Genomic DNA, 20,035 nt, shown 5'->3' on the forward strand with positions numbered 1-20,035 from the left:
TGGAAGAAATTATTCGTTCCAGAACAGGTGGATCACCGGCATGATCCCCGGTTTGCGGGTGTTCTTGGGCTCCGGGCTGAAAGCCGAGCGCCACTGTAGCAAGGTTTGGGTGCGACGGCAGACAAGGCCGCGCCAGCACCCCACGCATGAGTTTCTACAATACCGGGCTACCGTTCCACAGGATCAGTTTTCATGAGTGCATTTCAGGAAGAGCGCGTGTTGAGCGTCCACCACTGGACCGACCGGCTGTTCAGTTTCACCACCACGCGCGATGCGTCGCTGCGGTTCTCCAACGGTCACTTCACCATGATCGGCCTGCGCGTCAACGACAAACCGCTGCTGCGCGCCTACAGCATCGTCAGCCCGAACTACGCCGATCACCTGGAGTTCCTGAGCATCAAGGTGCAGGACGGCCCGCTCACCTCGCGGCTGCAACACATCCAGGTCGGCGACACCATCATCGTCGGCCGCAAGCCCACCGGCACGTTGCTGATCGATTACCTGCTGCCCGGAAAACGCCTTTACCTGCTGGGCACCGGCACCGGGCTGGCTCCGTTCCTGAGCATCGTGCGCGACCCCGAAACCTACGAGCGCTTCGAACAGGTGATCGTGGTGCACGGCGTGCGCCAGGTCAATGAGCTGGCCTACCGCGAGCTGCTGTCGAACGACCTGGTCAAGGACGAGATTCTGGGCGAGCTGGTGCAGGGCAAGCTGCTGTACTACCCCACCGTCACCCGCGAGCCTTTCGTGCACCAGGGACGAATTCCACAACTGCTTGGTGAGGGCGTGATCGCCAAGGACCTCGGCCTGCCGGCTTTCAACGCCGCCGAAGACCGGGTGATGATTTGCGGCAGCCCTGAAATGTTGCGCGACCTCAAGGCACTTTGCGAGAAAACCGGACTCAAGGAAGGCAACACCACCACCCCGGGCGACTTCGTGATCGAACGCGCCTTCGTGAGCTGAGGAGTCCGCCTTGTTCGCCAGCCTGTCCACCGCATCGCCGGGTTCGCCGTTGGCGAGCCACCCCCGCCAGATCCTGGCGCTGATCGCCCTGGCCTGCGTGGCCATGCTGGCTTACGGCATGTACCTGCAGCACGTGGTGGGGCTGGAGCCGTGCCCGATGTGCATCGTGCAGCGCTATGCGCTCGTGCTGGTGGCGCTGGTGGCGGGCGTCAGCGCCTTCTTCAAGCGTCGTTTCTGGCTGTATGGCGGCGTGATCAAGATGGGCGTGTTTGCTGCGTTCGGCGCCTTCGTGGCCGCGCGCCAGAGCTGGCTGCAATGGAACCCGCCCGAGATCATGAGCTGCGGGCGCGATTTCTTCGGGATGATCGAATCCTTCCCGCTGCGCCGTGCCATCCCCATGATCTTTCGCGGCACCGGCGACTGCTCGGTGATCGACTGGACCTTTCTGGGTCTGTCGATTGCGAACTGGTCGTTCCTGTGTTTCAGCGCCATTGCCCTGTTGGCCGTGGCGCTGTGGGTGAAGCGACCGTCTAGCTGAGCTTCTTGACGAGCACCTGGCTCTTGCGGTCCCAGTTGTACTTGCGCTTGCGCGCCTCGGGCAACCAGTCGGCGCTGACCTGAACAAATCCCCGTTTGATGAACCAGTGCATGGTGCGCGTGGTGAGCACAAAGATGCTTTGCAGGCCTTGTGCCTTGGCGCGCGTCTCGATGCGCTTGAGCAGCCGTTCACCATCGCCCTGGCTCTGGGTGTCGGGTGACACGGTGAGCGCGGCCATCTCGCCCGTGCGCGCTTCCGGGTAGGGGTAGAGCGCCGCGCAGCCGAAGATCACGCCGTCGTGCTCGATGATGGTGTAGTTGCCGGCGTCGCGCTCGATCTCGGTGCGGTCGCGCTTGACCAGCGTGCCGTCCTTTTCGAACGGCTCGATCAGCGCCACGATGCCGCTCACGTCGTCCATGGTGGCTTCGCGCACGCTTTCCAGTTTTTCGTCCACCACCATGGTGCCGATGCCGTCGTGGGTGTAGATCTCCAGCAGCAGCGCACCGTCCACCGAAAACGGCAGGATGTGGCTGCGGTCCACGCCGCCTTCACAGGCGCGGATGCAGTGCTGCAGATAGAACGCGGTGTCGGTGGGTTGCGTGGGCGCGGGCAGGGCGGCGAGCATCTTCTTGGCATCGGCCAGCGGCAGCTCGGTGTCGATGCCGCTCTCGGGGTCGGCATCGTCCACGCGGATGCCAGGCACCTCGGTCAGAAACATCAGCTTGTCGGCCTGGAGTGACACGGCCACCGAGGTGGCCACGTCTTCCATCGTGAGGTTGAAGGCCTCGCCCGTGGGCGAGAAGCCAAATGGTGAGAGCAGCACCATGGCGCCCATGTCCAGCGTGCGCTGGATGCCTTCGGTGTCGACCTTGCGCACCAGGCCCGAGTGCTGGAAATCCACCCCGTCCATCAGGCCCACCGGGCGCGCCGTGATGAAGTTGCCCGATATCACGCGCACCGTGGCGCCGGCCATGGGCGTGTTCGGCAAGCCCTGGCTGAAGGCGGCTTCGATTTCATAGCGCAACTGGCCCGCGGCTTCCTGCGCGCAGTCCAATGCCACCTCGTCGGTGATGCGCATGCCGTGCGAGTACTTCGCCTCGTGGCCTTTCAGGCGCAGCTGTTCGTTCACCTGCGGCCGAAAGCCATGCACCAGCACGATTTCCACACCCATGCTCTGGATGAGCGCGAGGTCCTGCGCAAGGTTCTGCAGCTTGCCTGCCGCAATGGCCTCACCGGCGATGCCCACCACCAGCGTGTTGCCGCGGTGCTTGTGGATGTACGGCGCGACCGAGCGGAACCAGGGAACGAAGGTGAAGTTGAAGACGTTGGACATGGATGGCGGGCGGGCAGACAGTGGGCCGGGCGCGGATAATGGCCGGCTGCCCGATTTTGACCGAGTTTTCCCCGTTGTCCTCCACACCGCTGCACATCGAATTCCCGGAATCCCTGCCCGTCTCGGCGCGTCGCCATGAGATCGAGGCGGCCATGCGCGAGCACCAGGTCGTGATCGTCTGCGGTGAGACGGGCTCGGGAAAGACGACGCAGATCCCGAAGATCGCGCTGGCCATGGGGCGAGGGCGCCTCAATGCCAGGCCGGGCCAGCGGGGCCAGCTCATCGGCCACACGCAGCCCCGGCGCATCGCCGCATCCAGCGTGGCCAAGCGCATTGCCGAAGAGCTCAAGACGCCACTGGGCGAGGTGGTCGGCTACAAGGTGCGATTCCAGGACCGGCTCTCGAAGGACGCATCCGTCAAGCTCATGACCGACGGCATCCTGCTGGCCGAAACGCAGACCGATCCCGACCTGCGCGCCTACGACACGATCATCATCGACGAGGCACACGAGCGCAGCCTGAACATCGATTTCCTGCTGGGTTACCTGCGTCAGTTGCTGCCGCGCCGACCCGACCTGAAGGTGGTGGTGACTTCGGCCACGATCGATGCCGACCGGTTCGCGCTGTATTTCGCGTCGAAGAACGGGCCGGCCCCCGTGCTCATGGTGTCGGGTCGCACCTTTCCGGTGGAAGTGCGCTGGCGCCCGTTCGAGGAAAGCCGCGAGTACGACCTGAACAGCGCCATCACCGACGCGGTGGACGAACTCTGGCGCGGACCGGCCGGCGGCGACATCCTGGTGTTCCTGCCGGGTGAGCGCGAGATCCGGGAGGCTGCGGACCACCTGCGCAAGCACCTCAGCCATCTGCCCACGCTGCGCAATGCCGAGGTGCTGCCGCTCTTTGCGCGCCTTTCCCAGGCCGAGCAGGATCGCATCTTCCAGGACCACAGCGGGCGGCGCATCGTGCTCTCGACCAACGTGGCCGAGACCTCGCTCACGGTGCCTGGCATTCGCTACGTGATCGACGCCGGCACGGCGCGCGTGAAGCGCTACAGCTTCCGCCAGAAGGTGGAGCAGCTCATGGTGGAGCCGATCAGCCAGGCGGCGGCCAACCAGCGCGCCGGGCGTTGCGGACGCGTGGCCGACGGCATCTGCATCCGCCTGTACGACGAAGCCGGCTTCATCGGCCGACCGAAGTTCACCGATCCCGAGATCCTGCGCAGCTCGCTGGCGGGTGTGATCCTTCGCATGAAGGCGCTGCGCCTGGGCGCGGTGGAAGACTTTGCCTTCATCGAGGCACCTCAGAAGCGCGCCATCGTCGACGGTTACCAGTTGCTGGCCGAGCTCGGCGCCGTGGACGAAGCCAACGAGCTCACGCCCATCGGTCAGACGCTGTCCCGATGGCCCCTGGATCCGCGCGTGGGCCGCATGATCCTGGAGGCCCAGCAGCGCGGCGCGCTCGACGAGGTGCTGGTGATTGCCTCGGCCCTGAGCGTGCAGGACGTGCGCGACCGCCCGCTCGACAAACAGGCCCAGGCCGATCAGGCCCAGGCGAAGTTCGACGACGAGAAGAGCGAGTTCACCGGCACGCTCAAGCTCTGGAAGTGGCTGGAAGAGACCAAGGGCGGGCACGGCAAGGACCACAAGCTCAGCCACCGCCAGTACGAGAACGTGCTGCGCGAGAACTTCATCAACGTACGCCGCGTGCGGGAGTGGCGCGATATCCACACGCAGCTGCACACGGTGGTGGCCGAACACCGGTGGAAGCTGAACGACCAGCCTGCGAGCTACGAGCAACTGCACCTGGCCATGCTCTCCGGCCTGCTGGGCAATGTGGGACAGAAGAGCGAAGCCGAAGACTGGTACCTGGGCGCTCGAGGCATCCGCTTCTACCGCCACCCCGGCGCGAACCTGAGCAAGAAGCCAGGCCGCTGGATCGTGTGCGCCGAACTGGTGGAGACTGCCCGCCTCTTCGGAAGGGGCATCGCGGCCATCGAGCCGCTCTGGCTGGAGCAGGTGGGCGGCCACCTCATCAAGAAGCAGTTGCTCGACCCGCACTGGGAGAAGAAGGCCGCGCAGGTCACCGCGCTGGAGCGCGCCACGCTCTATGGTCTGGTGGTGTACAGCAACCGCCGCACCGACTACGGTCGCGTCGACCCGGCCGGCGCGCGCGAGATCTTCATCCGCGAGGCGCTGGTGGCCGGTGAGTGGGACACGAAGCTGCCGTTCCTCGCGGCCAACCAGAAGCTGGTGCGCCAGGTGGGCGAGCTGGAGCACAAATCGCGCCGCCAGGACGTGCTGGTGGACGACGAGTTGATCTACGCCTTCTACGATCAGCAGTTGCCCGCGCACATCTGCAACGGCGCCAGCATGGAGCGCTGGTACCGCGATGCGGTGCGCGAGAACCCGAAGGTGCTGCTGCTCACACGCGAAGAGCTCATGCGCCATGAGGCTGCAGGCATCACCACGCAGACTTTTCCCAGGACGCTGCGCCTGGGCGGCGTGGATTGTGCCTGCGCCTACCTGCACGAGCCCGGCGATCCCCGCGACGGGCTCTCCGTCACGCTGCCGATCTTTGCGCTCAACCAGGCCAGTGAAGACCGCTGCGACTGGCTGGTGCCCGGCATGTTGAAGGAGAAGGTGCTGGCCCTGCTCAAGACGCTGCACCAACGCCCGCGCTCGCGGCTGGTGCCCTTGCCCGCCACTGCCGAGCGCTTCGCCAAGGTCCTCGGTGAGCCGGCGGTGTTCGGCGCCGGCAACTTCGTCGATGCGGTGTTGAAGCAGGTGCGCGAGGCCACGCAGCTCGATATCCAGCGCGCCGACCTCAAGGCCGACATGCTCAGCCCCCACCATTTCATGCACCTGCGCGTGGTGGACGAGCACGGCCGGCAACTCGGCCAGGGCCGCAACCTGGCAGCGCTCAAGGCCGAACTCGGCGCACAGGCGCGGGGAGCTTTCCAGGCACTGGCCGCCCTCAAGATGGACGACCTGCGCCAGGCGCCCCCTGGGGCTCCCCGGGCAGGCGCCGCGTCCGCACCGCCGAAGCCGACGGCCAGCCACACGCCGGCGGCCAGCGCCACCCAGCGCCACACCACCTGGGATTTCGGCGAGCTGCCCGAGCTGATGGAAATCCGCCAGGGACAACAGACGCTGATCGGATTTCCCGCGCTCATCGACGACGGCGAGGCGGTGCGCATCGAAGTCTTTGACGAGCCCGAGGTGGCGCATGCCCGGCACCGCGAAGGTTTGCGACGGCTGTTTGCCCTGCAGATCCGTGACGCCTTGAAGTACCTGGAAAAAAACCTGCCCGGCCTCCAGGCCATGGGGGTGGCCTACATGCAGGTGGGCAAGGAGGCTGGCGGGGGCGGCACGCTGGAGGAACTGCGCACGCAGATCCTGGAGCTGGCGCTGGATCGCGCCTTCCTGGGCGATCCGCTGCCCACCGACGAAGCTGCGTTCAAGCGCCGCGTGGAGGAAGGGCGCGGGCGCCTCACTTTGATCGCCAACGAGATCGCCAGAAGTGCCGGCCTCATTCTCACGGAGTACGCCGCCGCTCAGCGCAAGCTCAAGGACGCCAGGCCACCGGCCGATGTGGCGGCCGACATCGCGCAGCAGTTGCAACGCCTCGTGCCCAAGCGCTTCCTGCAACAGACGCCCCACGCACAGCTGCAGCACCTGCCGCGCTACCTGAAAGCCGTGCAGTTGCGCCTGGACAAGCTGCGCGCCGACCCCGCGCGCGATGCCGCCCGACTCGCGGATCTGCGCCCGCAGGACCAGCGTTTCTGGCGCCTGGTGGCCGAGCGCAAGGGCGTGCAGGACGCGCGCCTTCAGGAGCTGCGCTGGCTGCTCGAAGAATTGCGGGTCAGTTTCTTCGCGCAGGAGTTGCGCACGCCGCAGCCCGTGAGCGTCAAGCGACTGGACAAGGCCTGGGCCCAGCTGAGCGCTTGAACGCGCAGGACAGGTGGACGGCGATCAGTTCGCCGCCAGCGCCGCGCGGGCCTCTCGCACGCCCAGCGTGGCATCGGCCTGAAGGCGCTTGACAACGGCTTCGGCGTCTTCGCGCGTGGCCAGCTGGTTGATGCGCACTTCGTGCCGGCCGTCCTTGGTCACCATTTCAGCGGGGTAGCCAGCGGCCTGCAGTCGGCTGCGCAATGCGGCAGCGTCCGTGACGCCCGGCACCGTGGCCGCCACGGCGCGCCAGCGGCCGCCTTGCAGCAGCACGCCCCGTCCCGGTTGCATTTCGGCCTGGCCGATGAACTTGGCCAACTGGTCGGGCGTGGCCTGTCCTGCGGGTTTCTCGGGCTGGCCGGTGAACACGACCCAGAACGCGCCCGGTTTGTCCAGCTCAATCCCCGGCTTGGCGTCGCGCACCACCTCGACCTTGCCCTCGAAGACGCACACGGCGTCGTGCGCTGCGTCGGTCATGCTCCAGAAGTCGGTGCCGCGGATGCCCACGGTGGCGGTGGCGAGTTCGATGTTGAGTTCGCGCTTGTTGCCCAGCGCCTTGCTGCTGTAGTCGGTGGCGTAACGGAACACACCGGTGATCAGCTTGAGCGTGCTCTTCTGCTCGCTGGGTTCGGTGGCACCGGCTCGGGTGGTCTCGAGTGACTGGATCAGGAACTCCGTGTCTTCGCCGAGCTTGATGGTGCTCTTGTCGTCCATGCGCAGCAACATGCGCGAGCCGTTGGCGGTGATGGCCTTGTCGTTGGCGCGCAGCTGGGTGCCGGGTTGGGCGGGGCGGCGTTGGCCGTTGCGCTCCACCCAGGCGGGCAACTGGACGGCTTCCACCACGGTAGCGCTGGGCGCCGCCTGAGCGCGTGGGCTCAGGCTCCAGACCAACGCTCCCAGGGCCAGCACGGTGCCCGCCTGCCAGACAAGGGAACGGCGGCGCACACCCTTTTGGACAACGCGGGTGGACAGGTTCTTCATGCAGTCAGTCTCCAGAAACAGGATGGAAATGGGTGGCCCGAGCGATAGCCCTGGCTCACAGAGCTACGTTCTTTTCGGCCCGGCGGATGCACCTTTGAGTGAATTGCGGCTTAAGGGTCACGACGTTTTGGCCCGCGTCGTGACGCGGTTCACACACCGCCGATGCGTCCAGCCGGGGTGAGTGCACCTTTGGCGCGAGGGGTCGCAGGTTGACATGCCTGGGCCTCATGCGTTTCACTCGGTTGCGGGCGCCCGCAGGGCGGTATTCCTTCTGGAGCGGAAAAGCATGGATCGACGCGAATTTGTGGAAGTCTGCGCGGTGGGCGGTGGGTCGCTCGCCGCAACGCTGGCGGGCACCGCCTGGGCGGCCGACGCGAAGCCCCGTTCCTACGGCCGGGTGCAACTGCTCGACGACCTCGGCAAACCCCTGAAGGCCACCCAGCTCAAGCCGCAGACCAACTACGTCTTCCATTACCCGTTCGAGGCCACGCCGGTGTTCCTGCTCGACCTGGGCAAACCGGCCACCCCCACGGCACTGGCCACACGAGACAAGCAGGCCTACCAGTGGCCGGGTGGCGTGGGTCCCAAGCGCAGCCTGGTGGCGTTCTCGGCCATCTGTGCCCACAAGCTGGTGTACCCCACGAAGGAACTGAGCTTCATCAGCTTTCGCAAGGGTGCGGCGGTGAATCCGCAGACGCCGAGCAAAGGCAACGACCTGATCCACTGTTGTGCCGACCACAGCCAGTACGACCCGGCGCGGGGGGCCCAGGTGCTCAGTGGACCCGCCGAGCAACCCCTTTGCGCGGTGCTCATCGAACACGACGCGAAGACCGACGGGCTGGTGGCGGTCGGCACGCTGGGTGGCGAACTGTTCGACGACTTTTTCAAGAAGTACGAGATGAAGTTGAGCCTGGAAGCCGGGCCGAATGCGAAGCAGGCGGTCGCCCGATCGGCGGTGGTGCGGGAGCTGGACCAGTTCTGCCGCAACCCGGTGCGGTGCTGACTTTCAGAGTCGAGAAAGTCTGTTCAACGCCTCGCGCAGGGTCTCGTCTTTCTTCGCGAAGCAGAAGCGCACCACGCGCTGGTCGAATCCATTGCCATAGAAGGCGGAGAGCGGGATGGCCGCCACGCCGATCTCGCGCGTGAGCCACTGGCAGAAATCGCCCTCGGGCAGATCGCGCTCCGGCACGGCCAGCTCCGAGATGTCCACGCACTGGAAGTAGGTGCCTTCGCCGGGCAGCATCCGGAACCGCGTGGTGGACAGGCCCTCGCGGAACAGGTCGCGCTTGCGCTGGTAGAAGGCCGGCAACTCCAGGCAGGGCGCCGGGTTGACCATGTAGGCGGCCAGCGCGTGCTGCATGGGCGTGTTGACGGTGAACACGTTGAACTGGTGGACCTTTCGGAATTCGGCGGTGAGCGGCGCGGGTGCCACAACGGTGCCCACCTTCCAGCCCGTGACGTGGTACGTCTTGCCGAAGCTGCTCACGATGAAAGCGCGCGACGCCAGGCCGGGGAAGCGGGCGGCGCTCTGGTGGTGCTGGCCGTCGAACACCATGTGCTCGTACACCTCGTCGCTGATCAGCAGCACGTCGGTGGGTGCCAGCAGGTCCTGCAGGCGCAGCATGTCGGCTTCACTCCACACCGTGCCACTGGGGTTGTGCGGGCTGTTGAGAATGATGGCGCGCGTGCGCGGCGTGATGGCGGCGGCGATGCGATCGAAATCAGGCCGGAAGCTGCCCGGGGTGAGCGGCACGCGCACCGCCACGCCGCCAGCCAGCTCGATGTTGGGCACGTAGCTGTCGTAGCAGGGCTCGAGCACGATGACTTCGTCGTCCGGATGGACCACGGCCAGGATGGCGGTGAGGATGGCTTGTGTGGCACCCGCCGTGATGGTGATCTCCGCGTTCGGGTCGCAGTCCAGACCGTAGAGCGCTTTCATCTTCGCCGCCATGGCCTGTCGCAGGGCGGGCGCGCCGGGCATGGGTGGGTACTGGTTGTGGCCCGCCTGCATGGCTTGCGCCACGGCGTCGATCAGTGCGGGATCGCAGTGGAAGTCCGGGAAGCCCTGCCCGAGGTTCACCGCCCCGTGTTCGGTCGCCAGGGCCGACATCACGCTGAAGATGGTCGTGCCCACCTGGGGCAGACGCGATACCACGGAAGGGGTGGAGGCGGGCAGGCGTTCGGACATCATGGTCGGGTCAGAGTTCGTAGTCGTCGGGCGTGCCGCTCATGGCGCGCAGGATCAGGTCGCGAGAGAGCCGGTCGCTCAGCAATTCGGCGAAGCGCAGCACGAAATGGCGCAGGTAGGTGCCGCGCTTGAAGGCCACACGCGCCAGGTTGTGACCGAAAAGCTGGGCCGCCGGCCTCGAGACCAGGTCGGGCGTCTGGTTCTCACCCTGCACGGCCATCTCGGCCACGATGCCCACGCCCATGCCGAGCTTCACGTAGGTCTTGATCACGTCCGAATCGATGGCTTCGAGCACGATGTTGGGCTGCAGGTGGCGCAGCGCAAAGGCCTGGTCGATGCGGGTGCGTCCGGTGTAGCTCGGGTGGTAGGTGATGAGGGGCACCTGCACCAGGTCGTCCAGCGTGATGCGTTCGCGCTCCAGCAGCGGGTGATCGAAAGGGAACACCAGCACGTGTTGCCATTCGTAGCAGGGCAGGGTGACGAGTTCGGGGTAGTTCACCAGCGACTCGGTGGCCATGCCGATCTCGGCCACCTCTTCCATCAGCATGCGGGCCACCTGGTCGGGTGAACCCTGGTGCAGGCTGATGGCGACCTTGGGGTAGGCCTGCCGAAGCGCCGCCACCGGCCCGGGCAAAACGTAGCGCGCCTGGGTGTGCGTGGTGGCGATCGACAGCGTTCCGCTGTCCTGGGCCGAATACTGCTCGCCAATGCGCTTGAGGTTGTTCACCTCGCGAAGAATGATGTCGATGCTCTTGAGCACCTGCTGGCCCGGTTCGGTGACGCGCTTGATGCGCTTGCCGTGGCGCGCAAAGATCTCGATGCCCAGCTCATCTTCCAGCTCGATGATGGCCTTGGACACGCCGGGCTGCGACGTGTGCAGCGCTTTGGCGGCCTCGGTGAGGTTGAGGTTGCGGCGCACCGCTTCCTGTACGAAGCGGAACTGGTGCAGGTTCATGCGTTGGGCTCCAGAGCGATCCTGGCCAGCAGCGCGGTCAGGCGCGGATCCTCACCCGCTGGCGGGAGTTGTTCGAAGCGCACACCCGGATGGGTGCGTCCGAGCTCGGCCATGAGCTGCGGCAAGTCTTCCCGCGCGTGCTTGCCCATGCCGAAGAAGAGCGGCAGCACACGCACCTCGGTGGCACCTGCCGCCACCACCTGTTGTGCGGCGGTGGCCATGTCGGGCTCGCAAAGTTCGAGGTAAGCGCACGAAACCGCCGACCCGGGTGCGCTGAGCGCAATCTGGCTCGCCACCGATTCGACGGGCTGACGCCACAGCGGGTCGCGCGACCCATGGGCAAACACGATGACTCCCAGCATGGCGCGCTACCTCCGAAGGACCAGCCAGCCGAAGGCCGCGAGCGAGAACACCGAATAGATCAGCGCCGGCGACGCCGCCGCCAGCCAGGGCTGCCACTGGTTGAGGTTGCCGATGTAGCCGAAGACGTTGTTGAGCAGGAAGAAACTGATGCCGATCATCACCCCGCCAAACACGTACCCCGTGATGCTGCCCGATCGGAAGTGCAGGTAGGCGAACGGGAGCGCCAGCACCACCATCACCAGGCAGCTCAGCGGATAGAACACCTTGCGCCAGAACTCGATCTCGTAGCGTTGCGCGGTCTGCCCATTGGCTTCGAGATGGCTGATGTAGCCGAACAGGTCTGCGGTGCGCATGCGCTCGGGTTTGAGCAGCGCCACCGACACCATCTCGGCGTTGATGCCGCTGGGCCAGCGGAAGGTTTCCAGGTCTCTGCGTTGCACACGACCCGAGGCAAGCCCGGCGGTGTCGAACTCCCTGCGTTGCACCTTGCGCAAGGTCCATGAATCGTCGGTCTCGATCTGTCCTGAGGCCGCGTGCAGGGTGGAGACCAGGAAACCCTGGTTGTTGAACTCGAACACCCGCACGTTGCTGAGCGCACCCTGGGCGGACATCGAGCCCACGTTCACGGAAAAGTTGCTGTACGGCTGGCGCTCCTTCAACCACGCGCCGGTGCTGCCCAGGCTGATGTTGCCCTGGTACCGCGCCTTGAGCAGCTGGGCCGTGCGGTCCGAAATGGGCGCCAGATAGTCGCCGATGGCAAAGGTGAGCACCACGAACACAGCACCCAGCCCCAACAGCATGCGCAGCGCGCGCCAGGGTCCCAGCCCACTGGTGCGAAGGATGGTGTATTCAGACCCTTGCGCCAGCCTCGCCAGCACAAAGACCGCGCCGATCAGCACCGCGATGGGCAGCAGCTCGTAAATGCGGCTCGGCATGAGCAATGTGACGTAGAGCAGGGCGTGGGGCACCTCGTACACCAGCTCGGGCATGAGCACCGAAGGCTTGCCCAGCGCAGGCAGCTCGTCGACGAAATCGAAGAAGAAGAACAACGAAAGAAAGGCCACCAGCACAAAGGCCACGGCGGTGAACACTTCGCCATAGATCAGGCGACGGATTGTCTTCATGCGGGCACCTCTGCACCGCGACGGGCGCGTCTGGCATTGATCCAACCGCGCACGCTGAGGTTGTAGTGGCGCTTGATGAGCCACAACACCGTCAGCATGAAAACGCCACCGTGCAGCAGGAGCATGAAGCCGCCCAGACTGAACAGGCCATTGGCCACCCAGCTCTGGCCCAGGTTCAGCAGGTTGTAGTAGAAGACGAAGGCAAAGAGGGTGAAGAACAGGTTGCCACCACGCCCTGCACGCGGGTTGCCAGTGGTGGTGGCGAGTGCGATGAGCACAAAGTTCAGCGACGTCAGCCCCATGCCGATGCGCCACCCCAACTCACCAAGGTTGGCCGCGCTGGGCTGCGTGATGAGCTCCCAGCTGTTGCGTGCCTTGAGCGCCTGCGCGCCACGTTCGCCCACGGCCGAGGTGCCGATCTGCGTGCCGTACTCCTCGAATTCGCTCACGCGCTGGCTGCTCTGGTCGGCTGCTGTTTCCAGCCGCTGGCCGTTGTTGAGCATCAGGAACTGCTGGTCCTTCACCCATTCGATTCGCCCCGATCGCGCCGAAGTCACCGTCTCCCGCCCGTCCGTCTCGGTGCTGGAGATGAAGATGTTGCGACCCTCGGTGCCATCGGCCGTGTCCTTGTCGATGAAGAACACGCGCCGGCCACTGGAGGATTCCTGGAACTGGCCTGGCGCCACGCGCTCCAGGTCGCCGCGGCGCTCGAAGCGGTCACGCAGGTTGTCGGTTTGCTGGTTGGCCCAGGGCCAGACGAAGAAGACGCCCAGCGAGATCACCAGCAGGATGGGCCAGGAGAACCGCATGACCGGACCCAGAAAGCCCCCGAGGGAACGCCCGCTGGAAAACCAGATGATCATCTCGCTGTCGCGGTACATGCGCGAGAGCGTGAACACGATGGCGATGAAGAGCGCCAGGGTCAGGATGGTCGGCATGCGACCGATCACCGTGTAGCCGAGCACCAGTGCGATCTCCTGCGGATTCACACTGCCACGCGATGCCAGGCCCAGCGTGCGGATCAACAGCATGGTCAGCACGATGGTGAACAGGACCACGAGGGTGGCCCCGAAGCTGCGCGCCAGCTCTTTGCGGATGGAAGAATGGAATAACATCGATCGAGAACAGGAAAGCACGATTATGGACTTTGAACTCAAATCCCTTTCACCCACCCAGGCAGCCCAACTGGCCTGCGACGCCTTGCTGGTGCTGGTGCCCGATGCGCGGCCTGCGGTCGAGGGTACGGATGCACTGAGCCAACTTGTGGCCCGGGTCAACAAGGCGGGCGATCTCGAAGCCGGCGTGGCCAAGCTGCTCGCTTGCTACCGGCCTGAAGGCTTCAAGGCTGCGCGCGTCTGCCTGGTGCGCGCGGGCGATGGCTCCGCCGCTTCGGTGCGCAAGGCGGTGGCGGCGGGCGTCGGTGCACTCAGGCAGCCAGGGGTGCAGCGTCTGGGCCTGGTGCTGAGCCTGATGGATTCCAGCGACGCATCGGTGCGCGCAGCGGTTCAAGCGGCCGCCGACGCCACCTACACCTTTACCACCACCAAGCCCTCGGCCAAGGCGCGCTCGCTGCGCCATGTGGTGCTGGGCGTCAATCAGCCCGCGTCGGTGCGGCAGGGGTTCGAGACCGGCAAGGCCGTGGTCAGCGGGGTGGAGTTCGCCAAGGAATGGGCCAACCGGCCCGCCAACCACGCCACGCCCAGCATGCTGGCCGATGCCGCTCGCAAGCTGGGCCGCCATGCAAGCATCAAGACCGAAGTGCTCGGTCCCAAGCAGGTGGAAGCCCTTGGCATGGGGTCTTTCCTGGCGGTGGCCAAGGGATCTGCCGAGCCATTGCGTTTCATCGTCATGCAGTACAGCGGCGGCGCGAAGTCGAGTGCGCCGGTGGTGCTGGTGGGCAAGGGCATCACCTTCGACACGGGAGGCATTTCCATCAAGCCTGCGGCGGAAATGGACGAGATGAAGTTCGACATGGGTGGCGCCGCGAGCGTGCTGGGCACCTTTGCCGCGCTCGCCGAGTTGCAACCCGCGATCAACGTGGTGGGGCTGATCCCGAGTTGCGAGAACATGCCGGACGGTCTGGCGGTTAAGCCTGGCGATGTGGTCACCAGCATGAGCGGGCAGACCATCGAGATCCTGAACACCGATGCCGAAGGACGCCTGATCCTTTGCGATGCCCTGACGTACGCCGCACGCTTCAAACCACGCAGCGTGGTTGACATCGCCACACTGACGGGTGCCTGCGTGATCGCCCTCGGTGGTGTGCGCTCGGGCCTTTTCTCACCGCGCGATGATCTGGCCCAGGCGCTGCAGGCAGCGGGTGATGCAGCTCAGGACCTCTGCTGGCGCATGCCGCTGGACGACGAGTACGCCGAAGGCCTCAAGTCCAACTTTGCCGACATGGGCAATGTGGCCGGGCGCGCGGGCGGTGCCATCACCGCCGCCAAGTTTCTGCAGAAATTTGCCAACGACCTGCCGTGGGCCCACCTCGACATCGCCGGGACCGCCTGGAAAGGTGGTGCCGCCAAAGGCTCGACGGGCCGCCCCGTCCCGCTGTTGCTGCAGTACCTGATTGACCAGGCCGCCCTCGACGCCGCTACTTCGAAACCCAAGAAGGCAACGACGGGCCGGACCCGCAAGGCTTGAGACCGCCTGGGCCCGGCGCCGCGATGACCGAAGTGTCCTTTCATTTCAATGCGCCGGACAAGGTGGGCTACGCCTGCCGACTGCTGCGCAAGGGCTACTTGCGCGGCGCCCGCCTTCTCGTGCTGGTTGAGGAATCGGACGGCCCCGCACTGGATACAGCGCTCTGGACCATGGCGGCCGGCGCCTTCATTCCCCATTCGACGCTGTCGGATCCGGCTCACGTGCGCTCACGCTCTCCGATCCAGCTTGCCTGCAGCCTGCCGGCGCAGTCCGAGGCTAGCGTGCTGGTCAACCTGCGCCGCGACGCGCCGACGGGCTTCGACCGATACGCCCGTGTGATCGAGGTGGTGACCGCGGATGACGTTGATCGACAACAGGCTCGAGAGCGCTGGAAGTACTACAAAGCGAACGGAATCGAACCCCAGCGACACGACCTGCTGTTGGCGCCTCCTGAGGCGAGGAATTCAGACTGAACCCCTGTTTGCATGCATTGCGCTAATGAAGGATTCAATGGGGTGATGAGCATTTGGGAAAACCCTCGTTCTGCCTTTGGGCGCCGAATGACCGCGAAATCCGTGCGATTTTTGGAGTATCTTTATGGATGTGGAGAAAAAAAAGTTCCCTCCGCATTCCAACACTTACCCTTTCTGAGGAAAACCATGCAACTGAACATCAAACTGGCCGTCATCGCGGCGGCTGTCGCTCTTGCCGCCTGCGGCAAAAAAGAAGAGGCTGCTGCTCCGGCCGCCGCACCTGCGGCCGCTCCTGCCGTTGCTGCTCAGGTCATCAAGATCGGTCACGTGGGTCCCACCAGCGGCGCCATCGCCCACCTCGGCAAGGACAATGAAAACGGCGCCAAGATGGCGATCGAGGAACTGAACGCTGCCGGCCTGACGATGGGCGGCGCGCCCGTCACCTTCGAACTGCTGGCAGAAGACGACGCTGCAGATCCCAAGCAAGGCACCGCAGCCGCCACCAAGCTGGTGGATGCCAAGGTTGCCGGCGTGATCGGCCACCTGAACTCGGGCACCACCATTCCGGCTTCGCAGATCTACAACGATGCCGGCATCCCCCAGATCTCCCCCTCCGCGACGAACCCCAAGTACACCCGCCAGGGCTACGCCGGCGTGTTCCGCATGGTGGCTGACGACGTGCACCTGGGCGGCACCCTCGGCAAGTACGCCGTGGAAACCCTCAAGGCCAAGACTGTCGCGGTGATCGATGACCGCACCGCTTACGGCCAGGGCGTTGCCGACGAGTTCGAAAAAGGCGTTGCAGCCGCTGGCGGCACCGTGGTGGGCCGCGAGTTCACCAACGACAAGGCAACCGACTTCAACGCCATCCTGACCACCCTGAAGGCCAAGAAGCCTGACGTGGTGTTCTTCGGCGGCATGGACGCCGTGGCCGGCCCGATGCTGAAGCAGATGAAGCAACTGGGCATCAACGCCAAGTTCATGGGCGGCGACGGCATCTGCTCCAGCGAGCTGCCGAAGCTGGCCGCTGACGGCATGGGCGAAGAGACCGTGTTCTGTGCTGAAGCCGGTGGCGTGGAAGGCGAGCAGAAGGCTGGCATGGACAAGTTCCGCGCCGATTTCAAGGCCAAGTTCGGTGCCGACGTGCAGGTGTACGCTCCTTACGTCTATGACGCCGTGAAGGTCATGGCCAACGCCATGGTCACCGCTGGCTCGGCCGACCCGAAGGTCTACCTGCCGGCGCTGAAGTCCACCAACTACAAGGGTGTGACCGGCAACATCGCCTTCGACGAAAAGGGCGACATCAAGAACGGCGCCCTGACGCTGATGACCTACAAGGGCGGCCAGCGCACCACCCTCGCCGTGATCCGCTGATTCAGCGAAACCGGTACCAGGTAAAAAGCCACCTTCGGGTGGCTTTTTCTTTGCTTGACGACGCTGGCAGGCCAGTCTGGTGGTGATCAGCCTGGATGACCCGCTCCCAGGCGACGCGGCTTTCGCGATCGCATGATGAGGCGGTCCCTGATTCTTCCCTTCAGCGATTGGGGTGGCAACAGTTCCGTGTCCTGCTCCCAGATCGTTCCGTTCAGGCTGACGTCGTTCCAGAGCGCCAGTTCGACGCCCCAGCGTGCGGCGACTTGGGGGCTCAGGCCGTGGGCGATGCCCATGTCCGTGGCCAGCATGCCGGGCATCCAGTCGTTGATGACGATGTCGGGGAAGCGGTCTCCCACATCCGCCAGCAGCGCCCGGGTGAAGATTCGTGCAGCGCCTTTGGACACCGCGTAAGCTGAACTGGCGGGCAATGGGGACAGGTCGGCAAAAGTTGACACGTTCAGGATGCGGCCGCGCCCTGCCTGCACCATCTGCTTCAAGGCCGCATGGCTGCAGTTGACCATGCCACCCAGGTTGATCGCGACGCTGTGCATGAAGCTCTCGGGCGTTTCGTCCAGAAAATCGCATCGGGGGTAGACCGCTGCGTTGTTGATGAGGATCGTGACCGGCGCGATCTCTCGGGCGAGGCGATCCACCACCGTCGCGACCTCCTGCGTTGAACTGACATCGACGGTGAAGGCGTGAAAGCCTGGGCCCGCCATTCGGGCGGTTTCTGCCAGCGCGTCCGGACGTCGCCCGAAACCGGCCACGGGCACGCCTTTGCGCACGAGTTCCACCGCCATGGCCTGACCCAGTCCGGTGCCGGCACCGGTCACGATCGCAAGGCCTTTGCTGGGGTCGGTCATGGTTTGTTGCTCATCAGATGTGCCACCCGCAGTGCGTTCGCCGCGATGGTGAGGCTGGGATTGACACCGGTGGAGGTCGGAAAGAAGGAGGCGTCCGCCACATAAAGATTGTCGATCTCATGCGCGCGGCATTCGGCGTTGAGCACGGAGTTTCTGGGGTCGTTCCCGGAGCGAAGCGTGCCGCAGGGATGACCGTAATTGAGATCCGGGCGCCAGTCGATGAAGGCTGGCCGCATGCCCCGGAATGCGCGCTTGATGGCTTTTCGGTACTGCTTTCGCCGTTGAATCAATTCCGGGTGCAGCGTGTATTCGAAACGAATCTGCGCCGGTCTCTCCGGATTGAAAACGACCCGGTTCTCCGTGTAAGGAAGGTCTTCCAGCAGGCCCACGAACAATTTAGCCTGACCCATCGCCAAAGAGGCGAACCCGGCGGCCAAGGGCGCCAGCGGAGCCAGACGCCGCAGCGCCGAATCCTGAAGCCGCTGCTTGATGAAATGGACGATCTCACCGTACGACACGTTGACGCCCATGGCCTGCACCATGCCCATGCGTTGGCCGTCGAGCATGTAGAGGTCGCGCAGCCCCACCGACTTGCTGGCTTGCGAAGAGTTCGCCGCGCCGCGCGGCCAGACGGCGAACATTTCGTTCAGATGGAACATCAAGTGACGGCCGACCTGATCGTTGCCGTTGGCACAGCCGTCGGGCCAATAGTCGGTCCGCGAGGCCAGCAGCAAACGGGGCGAGCTCAATGCGCCGGCCGCCAGAACGAACTGCTTCGCGCGAAGCTCGAAAGTATGACCATCGCGAATCACTTTCACGTGGTCGATGTGATCACGCCGTCCACCGAAGGCCATCACCTCGCACTGATCGAGCAGGGCGGCATTTCCGGTGGCGAGCGCGGGCTCCAGGCCAGCTGAACGCCCATCCATCTTGCAAGGGCGCGGGCATTTGACGCCCACGCATTCGAGACAGCCATCGAGATGGCGAATCCCGGAATGCAGTCGATAGGGCTTAAGCCCATTGCGCCGGAGACCCTCCATCACGGCCGCATCAGCGGCATTGGTCGGCCTGGCCTGCTGGGCAGACGGGTCGGCCTGAGGCGGATGTGATCCGCGAACGCCGTACAGAACTTCCGCTGCCTCGTACCAGGGTTGCATCGCCTGCGCGCTGGTCGGCCAGCCGCCCGTGGGATGCGGCCTTCCAGCCTCGTCGTCGAAGTCGTGCGACTCGGGTCTTTCAAGTGTGGCAGCGTAGAACACGGAACTGCCGCCTGCACCGCTGCCCAGCGGCGCAAAGAAACTCCGCTGCTTTCCATTGATGGTGGCGTGGACCGGGTCTGGCCACCAGCCTCTGATGGCGCGCGCCGTGGGGTCCTCCAGAGCGGCATTCAGGCCGTTGCGCTCGGCGCGAAAGCCTTGTCGGCCCTTTTCAATGAACAGCACCGACTTGCCGCTCTCGGCGAGCGCGCGCCCGGCGGTACCACCCCCGACGCCCGTGCCCACGACGATCACGTCCCACTCGCGGTTGACGAGTTCGTTCAAACGGGTTTCTCCAGGTTGCATGGCAGCGGATCTTCCGCCATCAAGCACGGTGAATCCGGGATTCTGGATGCGCAACAGGCCACGACCGAGCCGCCGGATGAAAAGACATGACCGACGCCACTGGAAGGGGGATGGTCTCGCTCAGCGCCGTGCACCACGGCACGGAAATGCGTCTCCCCGCGATCCCATTGCAAAGAGACATCCTGAAAATCGAGCAGGACGCGCCTCTGAGGGTAGCGCCATTTGTAGAAGGCCTCCTTGGCCACGAACACCTGTGTGGCGAACAGGGCCCTCTGAGCAGGTGGCTTCGACCGAAGTTGCTGGCATTCTTCGGTCGTGCAGATGCTCTCCCACATCGACTCGTCGACCCCGCCCTCGGCTTCGATGTCGATGCCGATGGACGTCCATGCGTCCTGTGGGCCCACGACTGCAATGCACACGCTGGTGGTGTGCGAGATCGATCCGATGAGGCCTGGAGGCCAGCAGGGTGAGCGATCGGGATGGGCCGGGATGGCCTGGGCGGGATGGCCCAGTCGCTGCATGGCGGTGCGGGCCGCCTGCCGCCCGGCGGCAAACTCGCGCTGGCGGCGCGCAATGGCGTGGGCCACTGCGCTCCTTTCTTCTGGCCACAAGCTGTCGGGATCGCCGTCCACGCCGGTGCAGACCACGGCCACACCCAACGCGCCAAGTCTGGACTGGAGCGCTGTTTCCAGACTCAGGTGAGCGGCGGTCACGGTGATCGGCAA

At 65.1% G+C, this 20,035-nt stretch carries 17 protein-coding genes; 7 read left to right on the forward strand and 10 right to left on the reverse strand.

Annotated elements, in window-relative coordinates:
• Positions 1-192 precede the first annotated feature (192 nt).
• A complete protein-coding gene (locus ACTIEY_RS09615; protein WP_439518882.1) occupies positions 193-963 on the forward strand; it encodes a ferredoxin--NADP reductase in 771 nt (256 codons plus the stop codon).
• 10 nt (positions 964-973) lie between these two features.
• The gene (locus ACTIEY_RS09620; protein ID WP_439518883.1) at positions 974-1,501 is read left to right on the forward strand and encodes a disulfide bond formation protein B; all 528 of its coding nucleotides are present in this window, start codon (positions 974-976) and stop codon (positions 1,499-1,501) included.
• On the opposite strand, the gene argA is transcribed toward ACTIEY_RS09620, so the two are convergent.
• On the reverse strand, positions 1,494-2,834 hold the full coding sequence (gene argA / locus ACTIEY_RS09625; protein WP_439518884.1) for an amino-acid N-acetyltransferase: 1,341 nt from the start codon (positions 2,832-2,834) through the stop codon (positions 1,494-1,496). The genes ACTIEY_RS09620 and argA overlap by 8 nt on opposite strands.
• 152 nt (positions 2,835-2,986) lie before the next feature.
• Here argA and hrpA point away from each other — a divergent pair, with 152 nt between their 5' ends.
• Positions 2,987-6,781 carry an ATP-dependent RNA helicase HrpA gene (gene hrpA / locus ACTIEY_RS09630; protein ID WP_439519434.1) on the forward strand — a complete coding sequence of 1,265 codons (3,795 nt, stop codon included), beginning with the start codon at positions 2,987-2,989 and terminating at the stop codon, positions 6,779-6,781.
• A gap of 24 nt (positions 6,782-6,805) precedes the next feature.
• Here the strand turns inward: hrpA and ACTIEY_RS09635 are convergent, their stop codons facing one another.
• A complete protein-coding gene (locus ACTIEY_RS09635; RefSeq protein WP_439518885.1) occupies positions 6,806-7,762 on the reverse strand; it encodes a FecR domain-containing protein in 957 nt (318 codons plus the stop codon).
• Positions 7,763-8,048: 286 nt separating this feature from the next.
• Here ACTIEY_RS09635 and ACTIEY_RS09640 point away from each other — a divergent pair, with 286 nt between their 5' ends.
• Positions 8,049-8,765, forward strand: coding sequence for a (2Fe-2S)-binding protein (locus ACTIEY_RS09640; protein WP_439518886.1), 717 nt, complete (start codon positions 8,049-8,051; stop codon positions 8,763-8,765).
• Positions 8,766-8,768: 3 nt separating this feature from the next.
• Here ACTIEY_RS09640 and ACTIEY_RS09645 read toward each other — a convergent pair whose 3' ends face one another.
• Genes ACTIEY_RS09645 through lptF form a run of 5 tightly spaced genes read right to left on the reverse strand, consistent with a single transcriptional unit; the run spans position 8,769 to position 13,507 of the window.
• Entirely contained in the window at positions 8,769-9,950 is a 1,182-nt protein-coding gene (locus ACTIEY_RS09645; RefSeq protein WP_439519435.1) for a pyridoxal phosphate-dependent aminotransferase, read from the reverse strand.
• A gap of 10 nt (positions 9,951-9,960) precedes the next feature.
• Positions 9,961-10,905 (reverse strand): CysB family HTH-type transcriptional regulator, encoded by a 945-nt coding sequence (locus ACTIEY_RS09650; RefSeq protein ID WP_439518887.1) that lies wholly within the window; start codon positions 10,903-10,905, stop codon positions 9,961-9,963.
• Positions 10,902-11,267, reverse strand: a complete 366-nt coding sequence (locus ACTIEY_RS09655) for a sirohydrochlorin chelatase (RefSeq protein WP_439518888.1) — start codon at positions 11,265-11,267, stop codon at positions 10,902-10,904. Before ACTIEY_RS09655 ends, ACTIEY_RS09650 begins: the two co-directional genes overlap by 4 nt.
• A gap of 6 nt (positions 11,268-11,273) precedes the next feature.
• On the reverse strand, positions 11,274-12,392 hold the full coding sequence (gene lptG / locus ACTIEY_RS09660; protein WP_439518889.1) for an LPS export ABC transporter permease LptG: 1,119 nt from the start codon (positions 12,390-12,392) through the stop codon (positions 11,274-11,276).
• Positions 12,389-13,507, reverse strand: coding sequence for an LPS export ABC transporter permease LptF (lptF, locus tag ACTIEY_RS09665; RefSeq protein WP_439518890.1), 1,119 nt, complete (start codon positions 13,505-13,507; stop codon positions 12,389-12,391). The genes lptG and lptF overlap by 4 nt, the downstream gene beginning before the upstream one ends.
• 25 nt (positions 13,508-13,532) lie before the next feature.
• On the opposite strand from lptF, the gene ACTIEY_RS09670 reads away from it, so the two are divergent.
• The 3 genes from ACTIEY_RS09670 (at position 13,533) to ACTIEY_RS09680 (ending at position 16,885) form a co-directional block, all read left to right on the forward strand.
• Positions 13,533-15,038 carry a leucyl aminopeptidase gene (locus ACTIEY_RS09670; protein ID WP_439518891.1) on the forward strand — a complete coding sequence of 502 codons (1,506 nt, stop codon included), beginning with the start codon at positions 13,533-13,535 and terminating at the stop codon, positions 15,036-15,038.
• A gap of 23 nt (positions 15,039-15,061) precedes the next feature.
• Positions 15,062-15,511, forward strand: coding sequence for a DNA polymerase III subunit chi (locus ACTIEY_RS09675; protein ID WP_439518892.1), 450 nt, complete (start codon positions 15,062-15,064; stop codon positions 15,509-15,511).
• A gap of 186 nt (positions 15,512-15,697) precedes the next feature.
• Positions 15,698-16,885 carry a branched-chain amino acid ABC transporter substrate-binding protein gene (locus tag ACTIEY_RS09680; protein ID WP_439518893.1) on the forward strand — a complete coding sequence of 396 codons (1,188 nt, stop codon included), beginning with the start codon at positions 15,698-15,700 and terminating at the stop codon, positions 16,883-16,885.
• Positions 16,886-16,971: 86 nt separating this feature from the next.
• On the opposite strand, the gene ACTIEY_RS09685 is transcribed toward ACTIEY_RS09680, so the two are convergent.
• Genes ACTIEY_RS09685 through ACTIEY_RS09695 form a run of 3 tightly spaced genes read right to left on the reverse strand, consistent with a single transcriptional unit; the run spans position 16,972 to position 20,035 of the window.
• A complete protein-coding gene (locus ACTIEY_RS09685; protein WP_439518894.1) occupies positions 16,972-17,748 on the reverse strand; it encodes an SDR family oxidoreductase in 777 nt (258 codons plus the stop codon).
• Positions 17,745-19,289, reverse strand: coding sequence for a GMC oxidoreductase (locus ACTIEY_RS09690; RefSeq protein WP_439518895.1), 1,545 nt, complete (start codon positions 19,287-19,289; stop codon positions 17,745-17,747). The genes ACTIEY_RS09685 and ACTIEY_RS09690 overlap by 4 nt, the downstream gene beginning before the upstream one ends.
• The gene (locus ACTIEY_RS09695) at positions 19,286-20,035 is read right to left on the reverse strand and encodes a 4'-phosphopantetheinyl transferase family protein (protein ID WP_439518896.1); all 750 of its coding nucleotides are present in this window, start codon (positions 20,033-20,035) and stop codon (positions 19,286-19,288) included. Before ACTIEY_RS09695 ends, ACTIEY_RS09690 begins: the two co-directional genes overlap by 4 nt.

The organism is Hydrogenophaga sp., from assembly GCF_051858985.1.
In the GTDB taxonomy this organism is placed as follows: Bacteria; Pseudomonadota; Gammaproteobacteria; order Burkholderiales; family Burkholderiaceae_C; genus Hydrogenophaga.